Annotated in this window: 15 protein-coding genes; 12 read left to right on the plus strand and 3 right to left on the minus strand. The window is 47.8% G+C overall.

Features of this window, described 5'->3' with window-relative positions:
- Window positions 1-515: 515 nt before the first annotated feature.
- From K5677_RS04440 to K5677_RS04450, 3 genes are read right to left on the minus strand one after another with little or no spacing between them, the layout of a single operon-like run.
- A complete protein-coding gene (locus K5677_RS04440) occupies window positions 516-695 on the minus strand; it encodes a hypothetical protein (RefSeq protein WP_296725143.1) in 180 nt (59 codons plus the stop codon).
- A gap of 50 nt (window positions 696-745) precedes the next feature.
- Window positions 746-1828, minus strand: coding sequence for a tetratricopeptide repeat protein (locus K5677_RS04445; RefSeq protein ID WP_296725145.1), 1083 nt, complete (start codon window positions 1826-1828; stop codon window positions 746-748).
- Window positions 1829-1861: 33 nt separating this feature from the next.
- On the minus strand, window positions 1862-4393 hold the full coding sequence (locus K5677_RS04450; RefSeq protein ID WP_296725148.1) for a hypothetical protein: 2532 nt from the start codon (window positions 4391-4393) through the stop codon (window positions 1862-1864).
- 542 nt (window positions 4394-4935) lie between these two features.
- Between K5677_RS04450 and K5677_RS04455 the strand changes: the two genes are divergently transcribed.
- The 12 genes from K5677_RS04455 to K5677_RS04510 form a co-directional block, all read left to right on the plus strand.
- Window positions 4936-5958: a glycosyltransferase family 2 protein gene (locus K5677_RS04455; protein WP_296725150.1), complete on the plus strand. Its 1023-nt coding sequence runs from the start codon at window positions 4936-4938 to the stop codon at window positions 5956-5958.
- A 21-nt stretch (window positions 5959-5979) separates the two neighbouring features.
- Window positions 5980-7065 carry a WG repeat-containing protein gene (locus K5677_RS04460; RefSeq protein ID WP_296725153.1) on the plus strand — a complete coding sequence of 362 codons (1086 nt, stop codon included), beginning with the start codon at window positions 5980-5982 and terminating at the stop codon, window positions 7063-7065.
- A gap of 28 nt (window positions 7066-7093) precedes the next feature.
- On the plus strand, window positions 7094-7594 hold the full coding sequence (gene purE / locus K5677_RS04465; protein WP_296725156.1) for a 5-(carboxyamino)imidazole ribonucleotide mutase: 501 nt from the start codon (window positions 7094-7096) through the stop codon (window positions 7592-7594).
- Window positions 7595-7637: 43 nt separating this feature from the next.
- Window positions 7638-8294 (plus strand): DUF4272 domain-containing protein, encoded by a 657-nt coding sequence (locus K5677_RS04470; RefSeq protein WP_296725158.1) that lies wholly within the window; start codon window positions 7638-7640, stop codon window positions 8292-8294.
- Entirely contained in the window at window positions 8291-8938 is a 648-nt protein-coding gene (locus K5677_RS04475; protein WP_296725160.1) for an HAD hydrolase-like protein, read from the plus strand. The genes K5677_RS04470 and K5677_RS04475 overlap by 4 nt, the downstream gene beginning before the upstream one ends.
- Before the next feature lie 175 nt (window positions 8939-9113).
- Complete coding sequence (gene purC / locus K5677_RS04480; RefSeq protein WP_296725162.1) at window positions 9114-9833, plus strand: phosphoribosylaminoimidazolesuccinocarboxamide synthase; 720 nt, start codon at window positions 9114-9116, stop codon at window positions 9831-9833.
- A gap of 3 nt (window positions 9834-9836) precedes the next feature.
- A complete protein-coding gene (locus K5677_RS04485; protein WP_296725163.1) occupies window positions 9837-11261 on the plus strand; it encodes an amidophosphoribosyltransferase in 1425 nt (474 codons plus the stop codon).
- Window positions 11262-11320: 59 nt separating this feature from the next.
- A complete protein-coding gene (gene purM / locus K5677_RS04490) occupies window positions 11321-12358 on the plus strand; it encodes a phosphoribosylformylglycinamidine cyclo-ligase (protein ID WP_296725164.1) in 1038 nt (345 codons plus the stop codon).
- 119 nt (window positions 12359-12477) lie between these two features.
- On the plus strand, window positions 12478-13359 hold the full coding sequence (locus K5677_RS04495) for an expansin EXLX1 family cellulose-binding protein (protein WP_296725166.1): 882 nt from the start codon (window positions 12478-12480) through the stop codon (window positions 13357-13359).
- A gap of 38 nt (window positions 13360-13397) precedes the next feature.
- A complete protein-coding gene (purN, locus tag K5677_RS04500; protein ID WP_296725168.1) occupies window positions 13398-14021 on the plus strand; it encodes a phosphoribosylglycinamide formyltransferase in 624 nt (207 codons plus the stop codon).
- A 4-nt stretch (window positions 14022-14025) separates the two neighbouring features.
- Entirely contained in the window at window positions 14026-14643 is a 618-nt protein-coding gene (locus K5677_RS04505) for a putative ABC transporter permease (protein ID WP_296725170.1), read from the plus strand.
- Between the two features lie 19 nt (window positions 14644-14662).
- Window positions 14663-15097: putative ABC transporter permease (locus K5677_RS04510; RefSeq protein ID WP_296725172.1), on the plus strand; the 435-nt coding region annotated here is incomplete at its 3' end.

Below are 15097 nucleotides of genomic sequence, written 5' to 3' on the forward strand. Positions count from 1 at the left end.
GCAGCTGATTATAGCTTATTATACTGAAATATAAGAAATTCCGCCTTAAATTAACAAGATATATTATATCATGCTTTAAGTGATAAATAAAGTCATTTTCAGAATTTTGTTACAAGTGCATAAATCGACGAAGGATATTTGTGCAGATAAACGGTGCAATTTCATATGTAGGGGCTGACGTCCTCGGCAGCCCATTAAGGGACGCCCTCTCTTGCAGTGCGTCCCTCTTTCCAAAACAGTCCACTGGACTGTTTTGGAAATTCACCCTTGCGGAGCGCTTCGTAACTTCAGGGCTCTGCCCTGAAACCCGCAAGGGCTGTCAGCCCTTGACCTGACCAAAGGCTCTGCCTCTGGACTCTGCCTAAGGAACACGTCCATTAGGAATCCCGTTCAGGTTTTCAGGAAGTAACTGTAACGCCGAAAAACTACTTACTACTCACTACTTTCTACTTACTATCCGCCTATATATTCTACATTCCGTCAACGAAAAAGGACGTGAGATCTCACGTCCTCTTTTACTCTCCCTTATATTCGGGCAGAAACGGATAGACCTCGTCATAGGAGGCTCGCTCCATCATATCCTCAGCGGAATATGGTATAAGTCCCGTCATATCGCCCCACGAAGCCGCAGGGCAGATATACTCCTCATCGCTCTCAGGATCGGGAACAGGTATATTCTTCTTGTTTTTGCTCATAAAAAATCATCTCCCACAGCTATTATCTGCGGGAGATGAGATATTATTCATTATTCCTCGGGAGAATCGTTCACCGTCTGCGTGATATTGGGCTTTTCTTCCTCCTGTACAGGAACAGCCATTTTAGCGTCGGGCTCATATTTAAGGATAATTTCCTTGACCTTTTCGTCACGTGTTAGATTATAGGTCATTTTCAGAGCCTTCAGTGCATTGGGAATATCCTGTTCAATGAGATAATTTGCGGAAAGCTGAGCCGCTACCGAGATAACGTCCTCATTCGGTCCGAATTCAAAGTCATATTTCTTCAATGCCTCGACAATCTGCTCATGTGAGGGCTTGGTAATATGGCTTCCCTTACGGTTTGCGATGTCTCTCAGTTCATATTGAATGGCAGGATGCGGTGCAAAGATAAGACTTGCCGTATAGAAAGCCACAGCGTCGTCATATTCACCCATGTCCGTAAGGATATAGCCTACATTGGCGTAAACTCGCGCGATCGCCACAGGTGAAGAAGCGCATTTCATAGTTTCCCTTGATGTTTCAAGAGTCATTCTCTTGTTTTTCAGTACCTTATAGACCTCTGCAAGCTCGAATCTCGGTCCAACATCAACGGGATTGTACGCGATAGCGTCCTCAAGTATCGGGATAGCGTCCACAGCAGAGCCTGTTTCTAACAGAAGATAGCCGTATGTAGTGATAAACGTTGCAAAATCAAAGGGAGTACGGTTAAGGGTTTTCTCAGGCTTGTATCTCAGCTGATACAGATTATCCTCAAAGGGATTCCTGAGCGAAACGAACTTACTATTCTCGCCCTCGCCGTAATCCAGCTTTATCTTCTTGTAAAGTCTCTCTGCAAGGGATTTAGCCTCGGAAATATCTTTTTCCTTTATGAGCTTTATTATTTTCTCATGCACTTCATCGAGACGCACACCGTCAATGGTGATAAGTCTCTCTATCTCGTCCTTCTGCGCCTGGGGCATACGCTCGATAAGAAGCTGTGTTGCAGCCTCTACGCCCTCGACATTCTTCTGTCGTGCAAAGCGCTCTGCCTCTTCGCGGAGGAACTTGTTATCCTCCTCCTGGTCGCCTTTGAGCTTAGCTCTCAGCTCCTCAAGGATCTTGTTTTCTGCCATTATTTTTCCTCATTTCATCTGTAAATGACCGACTCAGAAGCCTCTCTTGTTCATTTCCTTTCTGAACTTAGCGTCGATCTTATCCTGCTTCTTCTTAGCCTTGAGCTCTGACTTTGTCATGTAGCGAACGTCCTTGTCGTAGGACTGCTGGAGTCTTGGTGAAGCATTGTTTCTTCTGTTGTATGAAGATGAAGCAGGAGCCTTATACTCGTCGAATACAGGCACATTCTGCTGATTCTGAGCAAGCTGTCTCTGCTTTGCCGAATCGTCGCCCATTGTTGAGAGAACGTCCTCAACAGAATTGAGGATAGGGCTGTTAGCATGAAGTCCCTGTGTTTCGATGAGGTTTTTGTCAGCGTACTCTCTTGAGCTGGAAATAGCATTGATGAATGCCTGTGATGTTGACTTTTCGTGTGGGTTTACAGCGATCTTGGAAATATTAGCTGTAGGAACGCCCTCTGTCTGAACAGGCTTCTTAGGTACGACAGATCTTACGGGAGCCTGCTGTACAGGTGCCTGTGCAGGTGCAGGAGCTGCTGCGGCTCTCTGAGCCTGTGCTGCTGTCTGCTGAGCAGGAGCTGCCTGATGTGGCTGTGCAGCCTGCTGAGGCTGTGCATTGAGCGGTGCGAAAACAGGCTTGCCGTTCTGGTCATAGCCCATAAGTCTCATTGGAACATACTTGTATACAGGCTGATTGTTAGCGTCATAACCTGCGAACTGCGGTACCTTTACTATCTGAGGCTGAGCCTGATTCGGCTGCCCAGCACCTGTATTCTGTGCATTAGCATCAAAATTATTATAATCACTCATATTAAATTCAAACTCCTCTTCTGCCATATATGGCGCATTATAGATTGGTGCATTTATATCATCAAGCACAGGTATCTGCATATTGTCATGACCTTGTGCAGCGATGTCATCGATTGTGGGCAGCTCATCTAACTCAGGGGCTGTGATGTCATCAACTGTAGGAGCGCCGCTGAGAGCCTCTGCCGCAAGCTGTGCTGCGGAGGGGAGCTCGTCGAACTCGGGAGCTGTGATGTCGTCAACTGTAGGAGCGCCGCTGAGAGCCTCTGCCGCAAGCTGTGACGCGGAGGGGAGCTCGCCGAACTCGGGGGCTGTGATGTCGTCAACCGTAGGAGCTCCGCTGAGAGCCTCTGCCGCAACACTTGCCGCAGAAGGAAGCACATCATTTTCAGGAGCTACGATATCCTCAACAAGTGGGATATCTCCGTACATATAAGCTGTATTCGGGTCAATAGTCTGACCGCTCACAGGAGCAGCCATTTCATCGGGAACGTGGGCATTCAAGCCGCCGGGCACTCCGCCGTAGGGCTTTGAAGCCGCATCTATCGCTGCGCCTATATCGTCGATAACAGGAGCACTGATGTTTCCTATAGTCGGAATATCAAGGTCTGCCATTTCTCCGGGTTGAACATTCTCATACCCGTCCTGAACTGCCGCAGCATTTCCCTGAACAGCAGCATCGCCGCCGAAGAACTGGTCTGCAACATAATCCCACGCTGTATCCTGCGGAATGTTCATTATCGGAGCGTCCGCATACTCGTCCACAGGTGTTATGATACCCTGTATCAGGTTGCCCTGAGCGTCATAAAGCGGCTGGCTTCCGTCGTAGATAATGGGCTGACCGTAAACAGGTTCTTCCTGAACGGCAGCGCTGTTGTTTATTGAGAACAGGTTCATTATGTCCTCATCACTATGCGAAGGATCGGGAGCCGTCATAGGTGCAGGCTCTGGGATAACAGGCTGTTCATAGCCGAATCCGCCGACAGGCTGCTGAGGTGCGTTGTAGCCTCCGACAGGCTGCTGTGGCACATTATAATAAGGTGCTGTATCTGTATTCTGTGTCTGCTCGGGAGCAGGTATAGCGAACTGTGCAAGGAAATCGTCCTGTTGCGGAGCGGCAGCAGCGGGAGCAGGTGCTGCTGTATCGCCGGGCTTGTTTATAGCGAACTGTGCAAGGAAATCGTCTTCGGCAGCAGGTGCAGCTGTCGGAGCAGGTGCCTGCGCACCGTTATTCGGAGCATTTATTGCAAACTGTGCAAGACTTTCGTCCATAGGAACGCCTGTACCGGGAACGGTCTTTGCGTCCTTGTTCAGGAACTGATCGTAAAGCTTCTGATCTTCGGCTTCTTTTGCAGCAGCCTCAGCAGCACGTTTTTCCTCTGCTGCTTTTTTCTGCTCCTCAAGAGCCTTTCTTCTTGCCTCTTCTTCCTTTCTCTTAGCATCGGGATCTCTTGTGATCCTTGCGGTAGTATTTCCCAGCGGAACGATCCCTGCATCGTTCATGCCGAGCTTTTCACGTTTTTTCTCTTCTTTAAGAAGAAGCGCCATTTCTTTCTTATCAGCCTTGATAAGCTTCTTTGCAAGGTTAGCCTTACATTTCTCACAGGTTATCTCCTTCAGATCCGTCATCTGCGAAGTTCTGTGGAAACGAGTTACATTTTCAGGCTTAAGAAGGTTGATACCACAGCCTGTTTTCTTTTCGTTTTCGGTCCCGTGGACCAGCTTGTCAAACGAAGATGTTACCAGTGTTATATCCATATTCCTCTCTCCCAACCGCAGCAAACGCCGCATATTCCGCTTTTACGGCATCGGAACGCCGATTTCCCACATCGCCGCAGTGCTCTGCTTAATGATATTTCATCACTGCCTGCAAAGCTTCCGCAGCGCTAACAACTATACAAGTATATTATACATGACATTTCAAAAAAAATCAACACTTTCTTCAAAAATGAACGCAAAAATTATACCGAATTTAAAATTTTCGGTGAAAATAACAAATCGTTATTGATTTTTTTGTCAGAAATTCCATACTTTGTTTAAGGTAAATTATACAAATAATAACATACTGAAATACGCCATATTTCGTTATTTTTTTATATCTGACCTCCTGCCCGACTATCAGATAGACCAAAAACAGCGCCCTTATGTGTCATTATTTTACATAGGTGTAAAAAATTATGAAATCATACATTTTGCTATTGCATTATCAATGATTTTGTTGTATTATTAATAGTGTATTGGCAGATACGAAAATTGCATTTTCCGACTCTGTCACAGCTTCTTTACAAGGAGGAAAAAACGTGAAACTCGTTTCAGTAGTAGTTCCATGCTATAATGAGCAGGAAGTCCTGCCCATGTTCTACGAAGAGATAACAAAGGTCACAGGCCAGATGTCAAAGGATTTCCCCGAGCTTACCTTCGAGTATCTTTTCATAAACGACGGCTCAAAGGACACCACTCTTGACATTCTCCGCGCTCTCTCTGAAAGAGACAAGCGGGTAAGATATATCTCGTTTTCCCGTAATTTCGGCAAGGAATCGGGTATGTACGCAGGTCTTAAAAACGCAAAGGGCGACTTTGTTGTCGTTATGGACGCAGACCTTCAACACCCCCCTGCTTTCCTTCCCAAGATGTACAGCTATGTGCGGAACGGCGAGTACGACTGCGCTACCACACGCCGCGTCAGCAGACAGGGCGAGTCAAAGGTGCGCTCATGGTTCGCAAGACTTTTCTATAAGATAATGAACAAAATATCCCAGACCGAGATAGTTGACGGCGCTCAGGATTTCCGCTTCATGACAAGACAAATGGTGGACGCTATCCTCGATATGACCGAGTACAACCGCTTCTCAAAGGGCATATTCAGCTGGGTAGGCTTCAATACACGCTATATCGAGTATGAGAACGTAGAGCGTCCTGCGGGCACATCGTCATGGTCATTCTGGGGACTCTTCAAGTATTCCCTTGAGGGTATCATGGCATTCTCGACAGCTCCGCTGGCTATCGCCTCACTGCTGGGTATCATAACCTGCTTCATAGCCTTTGTACTGATAGTCATCACTATCATAAGGTCTATGTTCGGCTGGCTCGACGCTCCCGACGGCTACCCGACCATGCTGTGCCTTATATTCCTTTTCAGCGGCTTACAGCTTTTCAGCGTGGGTATTCTCGGACAGTACCTTTCAAAGACTTACCTTGAGACGAAAAATCGTCCTATCTATATCACTAAGGAAACCGAAGACCTCTACCGTCAGCGCAAGGCTGAGGCTCAGAAGTCCGCTCCCGAAGCAGACGGCAGCGCTCCCGGAAATGAGAGCAAATGACCGTGAGGAGGCTTTGAGATAATGAATAAGCACACAAGGCTCATAGTCTCCCTGTTATTTATCGGTATCATCGTACTTGCAGTCGCAATTACGCGCTTTTACTCCCGAACGGAGAAAAGCGCAGTCAGCAGCGGTTCTCAGACCGTCATCGAAAAGAGACTTAACTTCGATTCCTATGGCAACCGGGCTTTCCAGAACAGCGACGGACTTGTGGGAATCATCGACGGCAACGACCGCGTGATAGTCTCTCCCGAATGGCAGAGCATCAAGTTCACCAACAATAAGGACAGATGTATCGCTTCAAAGCGTATCCGCGGCAATGAGCTCTTCGGCTGCATAGACTATGAGGGAAATATCGTTGTTCCCTTTGTTTACTCGAAAATAGATCTCAAATCCAGTGCCGAGCGCGTGTTCTACATCGCTGATACTGCCGACAAGAAGTCATCTGTGGTCTACAACAGCGATTTCACCCCCTGCTTTTCAAGAGCATGGGACAGCTGCGAATACGAAAACGGTGAGCTTACTGTCACAGCAGGCAGCGGCACCTATACATACATTGTAAAGAACTCAGTATTCATCTTCAAGAAAGCCACAGTAAACGGCAATGTTCTCGACCTCCCATACACCGTTGAGGTAAACGCTTCGGGGCTGACAGTGCCAATGATAGAAAAGATAAGCAAAAATGTGGGAAAATACATAGAATTCGCTTACCAAAGAGATGAGCAGGCAGCCGAAAAGCTGCTTTCGGAAATGGACATCTCCTCAAAGACGGATTTCAGTGTTCTTTTCCCAAATGAGAAAAAGGTAACATCTAAAAAGCTTCTCGGCTTATCGGATATTACAGTGACATCAGCACCGTCAAGCGGCAAACTGCCGCAGTACATGGTCACTCTGAAAGCACTCACAGGTATCACCTACAAGAACGAGGAGAACAAGCCTAAGCGTCTTAAAGGCGAATATGAGGCTGTTATCATGTTCACAGGCACCTCAGAGGACGATTTCAAGGCAGTATCAGGTTCATTCCTGAAGGATAAGCCCGATTATCCTGCTCCTGCACCAGAGTCTCAGCCTGACACTCAGCCTGAGACAGGACCACAGATAAACTGACAGTCAATCATTAAAGGAGAATGTAAAAATGGCTAAAAAAGTTGCAGTTATCATGGGAAGCGACAGCGACTTCCCTGTTGTAAAATCAGCTCTCACAGAGCTCAAAAAGTACGGCGTAGAGTTTGAGTGCCGCGTAATGAGCGCTCACAGAACTCCCGCAGAGGCTTGTGAATTCGCTTCAAAGGCAAGAGAGAACGGCTTCGGCGCTATAATCTGCGCGGCAGGCATGGCAGCTCACCTTGCAGGTGTAGTTGCAGGTCACACCACGCTCCCCGTCATCGGTATCCCTATGAAGTCAAAGGCTTTAGAGGGCGTTGACGCACTTCTGGCAACTGTTATGATGCCCCCCGGAGTGCCTGTTGCTACAGTAGGTATCGACGGAGCTAAAAATGCCGCTGTACTTGCCGTACAGATGCTCGCCATCGCAGATGAGGAGCTGGCTGCAAAGCTGGCTGCCGAGAAGAAGGCAATGGCTGAGGGCGTTATCGCTAAGGACAAGGCTTTGCAGGAGCAGATAGCTGCTCTTTAAGGCATGATCGACATCATATCTCACTGCAAAAGGAGGTTTATTCATGACACCGGAAGAAAGAAAAGCTAATTCCGAAAGGATACTCACCGAAAAGGGCATTGGCTTTCAGGAGGAAATCCCCCCTTTAAAGCCTGCTTCAGAGATAAAACTCAGAAGCTTTGACGACATCTGTAAGCGCGCAATAGCCGCTCTGCTCTCAACACAGGCAGCTATCGAGCTGAGTGACAAGAACCCCGAGGGGATCGAGAAATTCAAGCGCCTTATGATATATTTCGGCGTTGAGGAATGTCTCAACAAGCTTGAAGCTCTTGTCATTGAGAAAAAAGCCTCCAAAGAAGACCTTGTGGGGGTAGTCTGGGAATACGAAAGCTGCTGGGCTCTGTTCTGGGTACTGGGACTTGTAGACGACATCACCGACGCAAGCAGGATATGCGACTGCGAAAAGGCTATAAGATTCGTTTCACAGTGTGAGAGCTTTGATGATTTCAAAAAGCAGTGCACTCTCAGAAGCATTGACGAGATACTGGATATGGCAGATCTCTATTTCCGCTATGACTGGGCGTGCGACCACCACAACCACATTGACAGCGAATGGGCTGTGGGAGACCTCGACAGTGATATAGTTTACGAGCGCAGACTGGCTATCGAGTGGACAATGAGAAACACCGGCGACTGGTTCGATATAACCCTTGACACATGATAAGCAATTACGATACACTTTTATTTGACCTTGACGGCACACTCACCGACTCGACCGAAGGAATAGTCAAATGCCTTGAATATGCCTTAGAGCGTATGGGCTGTGATGTACCCGAGGATACGAATAGATTTCTCGGACCGCCGCTGTACACCTCATTTGCTGAGTTCTGCGGCATAAACGAGGAACAGGTAAATGAGGCTGTAAGGATATTCCGCGAGAGATACTCTACTGTGGGACTTTTCGAGAACCGCGTTTATAACGGTATCCCCGAAATGCTGGAACGGCTGAAAAAGGGCGGCAAAAGGCTCATGGTAGCCACAAGCAAGCCCGAAGTCTACGCTGTCAGAATATTTGACAGATTCGGCCTTTCTCAGTTTTTTGAGATAGTTGGCGGAGCTAATATCAACGGCACACGCAACAACAAGGACGAGGTCATCGAATACGTACTCGAAAGGGCTGGTATTTCTGACAGGAGTCATGTACTCATGATAGGTGACCGCAGACAGGACGTCCTCGGCGCTCATAAGACAGGCCTGAAATGCATGGGTATACTCTGGGGCTTCGGCTCAATAGATGAGCTGAATGAAGCGGGCGCTGACTTTATCGCAGAAACACCGGAAGAAGCAGCGGATATGCTGCTCTGACAACAATTCATAATTCATAATTCGTAATGCATAATTGCGATGTCGCTTCTTTAGATAATATCACATAAGCGATATATTGATTATGAATTATGCATTGGTTTAAAGCCTACAATTTCCGCGATGATGCGGAATTGCATATACATCATTTATATAATTCTCAAGGAGGAATTTTAAAATGTCAAACATCGAAAAGAAGGAACAGCTCTATGAGGGCAAGGCTAAGAAGGTCTATGCTACAAACGATCCTAACCTCGTGATCGTTGATTACAAGGACGACGCAACTGCGTTCAACGGCGAGAAGAAGGGCACTATCACAGGCAAGGGCGTTATCAACAACAAGATGACAAACTATATGTTCAAGATGCTCGAAAAGGAAGGCGTTCCAACTCATCTTGTCGAGGAGATCAGCGACCGTGAAACTATCGTTAAGAAGGTTTCTATCGTTCCCCTTGAGGTCATCATCAGAAACGTTGCCGCAGGCAGCTTCTCAAAGAGAATGGGCGTTGAAGAAGGCAAACAGCTTCTCTGTCCTATCCTTGAATTCAGCTATAAGAACGACGACCTCGGCGATCCATTCATCAACGACTACTACGCTCTCGCTCTCGGTATCGCTACTAAGGAGGATATCGAAACTATCTCAAAGTATGCTTTCAAGGTAAACGAGTTCATGGTAAAGTTCTTCAAGGGACTCAATATCGACCTCATTGACTTCAAGATCGAGTTCGGTAAGACTGCTGACGGAACAATTATCCTCGCTGACGAAATATCACCTGATACCTGCCGCTTCTGGGATTCAACAACCCACGAGAAGCTTGACAAGGACCGCTTCCGCAGAGATATGGGCGGCGTTGAAGAGGCTTATCAGGAAATCATGAAGAGACTTATGGGAGAGTAATATATGGGCGGCTTTTTTGGTGCAGCCTCTAAAAACGACTGCGTTACCGACGTATTCTTCGGAACAGACTATCATTCACATCTCGGAACAAGAAGAGGCGGTATGACCTCATGGTCTGAGGAGAACGGCTTTCAGAGAAATATCCACAGTATCGAAAATTCTCCTTTCCGTACCAAGTTCGAGAATGACGTTGTAAATATGAGAGGCAAGCTCTGTATCGGCTGTATCAGCGATACAGATCCTCAGCCTATCCTTGTCCGCTCAAAGCTCGGTATATACGCTATATGCTCTGTAGGTATAATCCGCAATGCTGACAAGCTGGTAGACGAGCTCCTTGAAAAGGGCTGTGCAAACTTTGAGTCAATGAGCAGCGGAAATATCAACTCAGGTGACCTTATAGGCGCTCTCATCGCACAGAAGGCTTCCTTCGCTGAGGGTATCCGCTATGCTCAGGAAAAAATAGAGGGCACTATGTCGCTCATTATCCTCACAAAGGACAGCATTATCGCCGCAAGAGACCAGTTCGGCAGACTTCCTATCATCATAGGCAAGAGAAGCGACGGCTTCTGTCTCTCTACTGAGTCGTTTGCATTCCAGAAGCTGGGCTATACCACCTACAAGGAGCTTGCAGCAGGCGAGATAGTCGAGCTTACAGCAGATGAGTGCAGAACTATCGCTGAGGGCGATCCCTCAAAGATGAAGATATGCACCTTCCTGTGGACCTACTACGGCTATCCTAACGCTGTATATGAGGGTGTTAATGTCGAGGTAATGCGTACACGCAACGGCGAGATAATGGCTGAAAACGACATCAAGAACGGCAGACTTCCCGACGTTGACTATATCTGCGGAGTCCCCGATTCGGGCACTCCACACGCTATCGGCTATGCTAACAAGAGCGGTATCCCCTTTGCAAGACCGTTCATCAAGTATACTCCCACATGGCCAAGAAGCTTCATGCCCACAAACCAGAGCATGAGAAATCAGGTGGCTAAAATGAAGCTCATTCCCGTACATGAGCTTATAAACGGTAAAAAGCTCCTCTTCGTTGACGACAGTATCGTAAGAGGAACACAGATGAGAGAGACTGTTGAGTTTCTCTACGAGCACGGCGCTAAAGAGGTACATATGCGCTCTGCCTGTCCGCCTATAATGTACGGCTGCAAGTACCTCAACTTCTCACGCAGCACTTCCGAAATGGAGCTTATCGCCCGCCAGATAATCGACGAATTTGAAGGCCCCGTCGGCGTAAGACACATTGAGGAATACAGCAATTCCTCAACAGACAGAGGACGCAGACTCAGAGATGAGATATGCAAGAGGCTCCGCCTTACCTCACTGGAATTCCAGACGCTTGAGGGCACAGAAAAGGCTGTAGGTCTTGATGCCTGCAAGCTCTGCACATATTGCTGGAACGGCAAAGAATAAACATATCGCTGTCACCTCGCCTGCGGCGAGGTGACAAACAACTATGGAGGATTTCAAATATGAACAACAGTTTTTCCGAAAGCTACAAGAAGGCAGGCGTTGATGTTACCGCAGGCTACAAGTCAGTTGAACTGATGAAGGAGCATATCGCCCGCACTATGATAAAGGGCACTCTTTCAGGCATCGGCGGCTTCGGCGGTCTCTTTGAGCTGGATATGACAGGTATCAGCAAGCCTGTTCTCGTTTCAGGCACTGACGGCGTCGGCACAAAGATAAAGATCGCCTTTATCATGGACAAGCATGATACTGTAGGTATCGACTGCGTTGCTATGTGCGTAAACGATATTATCTGCTGCGGCGCAAAGCCACAGTTCTTCCTTGATTATATCGCCTGCGGCAAGAACTATCCCGAAAAGATAGCTGCTATCGTTTCAGGTGTAGCAGAGGGCTGCGTTCAGGCACAGTGCGCTCTCATCGGCGGAGAAACTGCCGAGCACCCCGGTCTTATGCCCGAGGACGAATATGACCTTGCAGGCTTCTCTGTAGGCGTTGTTGACAAGGACAAGATCCTCCAGCCCGATACTCAGAAGGCAGGCGACGTTCTCATCGCTATAAAGTCCAGCGGCGTTCACTCAAACGGATTCTCTCTCGTAAGAAGAGTCTTTGACGTAAACGAGCAGAACCTCAATATGCACTTCAACGACCTCGGAACTACTCTCGGCGAGTGCCTCCTCACACCTACACGCATCTATGTTAAGGCTGTAATGAGCCTTCTTGACGCAGTTAAGGTAAAGTCTATCTCCCATATCACAGGCGGCGGCTTCTATGAGAATATCCCGCGTTCTCTCCCCAAGAACTTAGCTGCCAAGATCGAAAGAAACGCAGTACAGGTACTTCCTATCTTTAACCTTATCAAGAGAACAGGTGATATTCCCGAAAGAGATATGTTCAACACCTTCAATATGGGCGTCGGCATGATAGTTTCTGTTGACAAGAACGACGCTGACAAGGCTATCGCTGCTATCAAGGCAGCAGGCGAGGACGCTTACGTTCTCGGCGAGCTTGTTGAGTCCGAGGAAGGCGTTATCATCTGCTGATACAGCAACAGACTTTTCAAACATCATAGCAATGACTGCAAAAATATCCGAATTCACAGCACAGGTATATACAGCAAGGGGAATGGGATTTGGAAGATTTTTTAAGTATGGTGATGTTTATGAAATTTGTTAAATTTGCGGCTGTGGGAATGGTATGCGCCATTCTTGCAGCATCGCCGTTATACGGCGGAGCGGCTTCACAGATAGATATGGATTATAACTCCGACGGCAGAGTGGACAGCTTTGACCTTATTACTGCCCGTAAGAACACGGAAATATCAAGAGCAGAGCTCAATGCTCTGCAAAAATTCGTACTGGGCGTAAACGGCAAGATACCCACTGAATTCGAGATACCCGACCTGCCAATTGACGAGGACGCTATCCTCGAACCAAAGGGCACTGTACATACTGGTGAGGGTACCTTCTACGGCGGAGGCTATACAGGCGGTCACGCTATGCTTGATCCCGTATCCCATGACTACTGGATAGTCGCTATGAACCACTATGACTACAACGAGGCACAGCTTGCAGGAGCTTATCTCGAAGTCACAGGTGAGCTGGGCACTATAAAAATGCTGGTAACAGACGAGCTCCCCGAGGGCAAAAAGGGCGACCTCGACCTCTATACAGACGCTTTTCCTCTCATCGCTCCTGTTGAGAAGGGCAGAGTTCCCGTAAGCTGGAAGATAATCCCCCTTGATACTGCCGCAGACGCTCCTATCTCATTCAAATACAAAGAGGGCAGCACCGAGTTCTGGTGCGGAGTACAGGTGCGCAATCACCGCTACCCCATAACCAAGCTGGAATACCTCAATGAAGACGGCGAATTCGTCGAGGTACCGCGCCGTCCCTATAATTATTTCGAGACAAGAGAGATGGGAAAGGGACCTTTCACCTTCCGTATCACAGATATTTACGGTCAGGTGGTCATAGATAAGGACATACCTCTCTCCTATGATGATACCGAAATAATACAGGGACACGTTCAGTTCCCCGAATAATATCCGCTCTTGCGATAAAACAACAGGAGGAAAAACTCATGAAGAATATAGTCGTGCTCGTTTCGGGCGGCGGCACTAATTTACAGGCTCTTATCGACGCCGAAAAATCAGGCATCATCAAGGGCGGAAAAATAACCTGCGTCATTTCCTCAAAGGAAGGCGTGTACGCTCTTGAAAGGGCTGCGCAGAATGACATAAAAAGCCGCGTTATCCCGCGTAAGGAGTACGCTGATATAGCATCCTACACAAAGGCAGTAACCGACGCTCTCATCGAGGAAAAGGCAGACCTTGTGGTATATGCGGGATTCATGACCATACTCGACGAGCAGGTAGTAAAGGCGTTCCCCTACAAAATGATGAACGTTCACCCTGCACTGATACCAAGCTTCTGCGGAAAGGGCTTCTACGGACTGCACGTCCATGAGGCTGCTCTCGCGGCGGGAGTGAAGCTCTCAGGCGCAACGGTACATTTCGTAACCGAGGAGTGCGACGGCGGTCCGATAATAATACAGAAGGCTGTCCCCGTTGAAAACGGTGATACTCCCGAGTCACTCCAAAAGCGTATAATGGAACAGGCTGAGTGGAAGATACTCCCCGAGGCGGTATCCCTGTTCTGTCAGGACAGGATAGAGATAATCGACGGAAAGGCATACGTAAAGTAATATCATGGAAAAATTAAAGGGATTATTTGAAAAACAAACTGTTCAGAAGCTCTTCCTCTGCTTCTGGATGTATGCGGTACTTGGCTGGTGCTACGAGGTTTTCCTTGAAACAGTGGTCTATCGCTGGGGATTTCACAACAGAGGAAATATGTTCGGTCCCTACTGCCCCATATACGGCGTGGGAGCGCTCCTGTTCCTGCTGTGCTTCGGCTGGCTCATGAAGAAGAAGGACGTGAAATGGCTGAATATAGTCAAGCCGCTGCTTATCTTTCTCGGGTGTATGGCGATCGCCACTCTTGTGGAACTGATAGCCACATACATACTCGAAGCAACTACGGGCTCATGGCCTTGGCAGACCTACGCGCGTTACAAGTACAACTATCAGGCTCGTATCGCTCTCAGCACTTCCGTACGATTCGGTCTTGGCGGACTGCTGTTCATGTATATAGTACAGCCATTCTTTGACTGGCTCCTTGCAAAGCCGAAACGAAGAACACTGAATATCATCGCGCTTGCAGTGCTGATAATAGTCCTCACGGACTTTATATTCACAAAGGCCACAGGCTATACGCCGAAACTGGCAGAAGCCGCTATGTTCATTCATCACATCACGGCTGTATAGTGCTAAGGGACATACTACCATGAAAAAAATAAAGGAATTATTGGAAAAACAAATTGTTCAGAAGCTCTTTCTCTGCTTCTGGATGTATGCGGTATTCGGCTGGTGCTACGAGGTATTCCTCGAAGTAGTGGTCTATAAATGGGGCTTCACAAATCTTGGTATAATGTTCGGTCCGTATTGTCCGATATACGCGGTGGGAGCACTGCTCTTCCTGCTGTTTTTCGGCAAGCTGATGAAAAAAGAGGGCGGACGCCTTTTGCAGATATCCCGTCCTTTCATCATATTCTTCGGAAGCATGGCTGTGGCAACTGCGGTAGAGCTTGCAGGCACATATGTCCTTGAATACTTCACGGGCAGCTGGCCGTGGGATACATATGCGGACTACGATATCAATTTTCAGGCAAGGATAGCGCTCTCACCTTCGCTGAGGTTCGGCATGGGAGGACTGCTGTTC

The sequence above is a fragment of the Ruminococcus sp. genome (genome assembly GCF_024684275.1).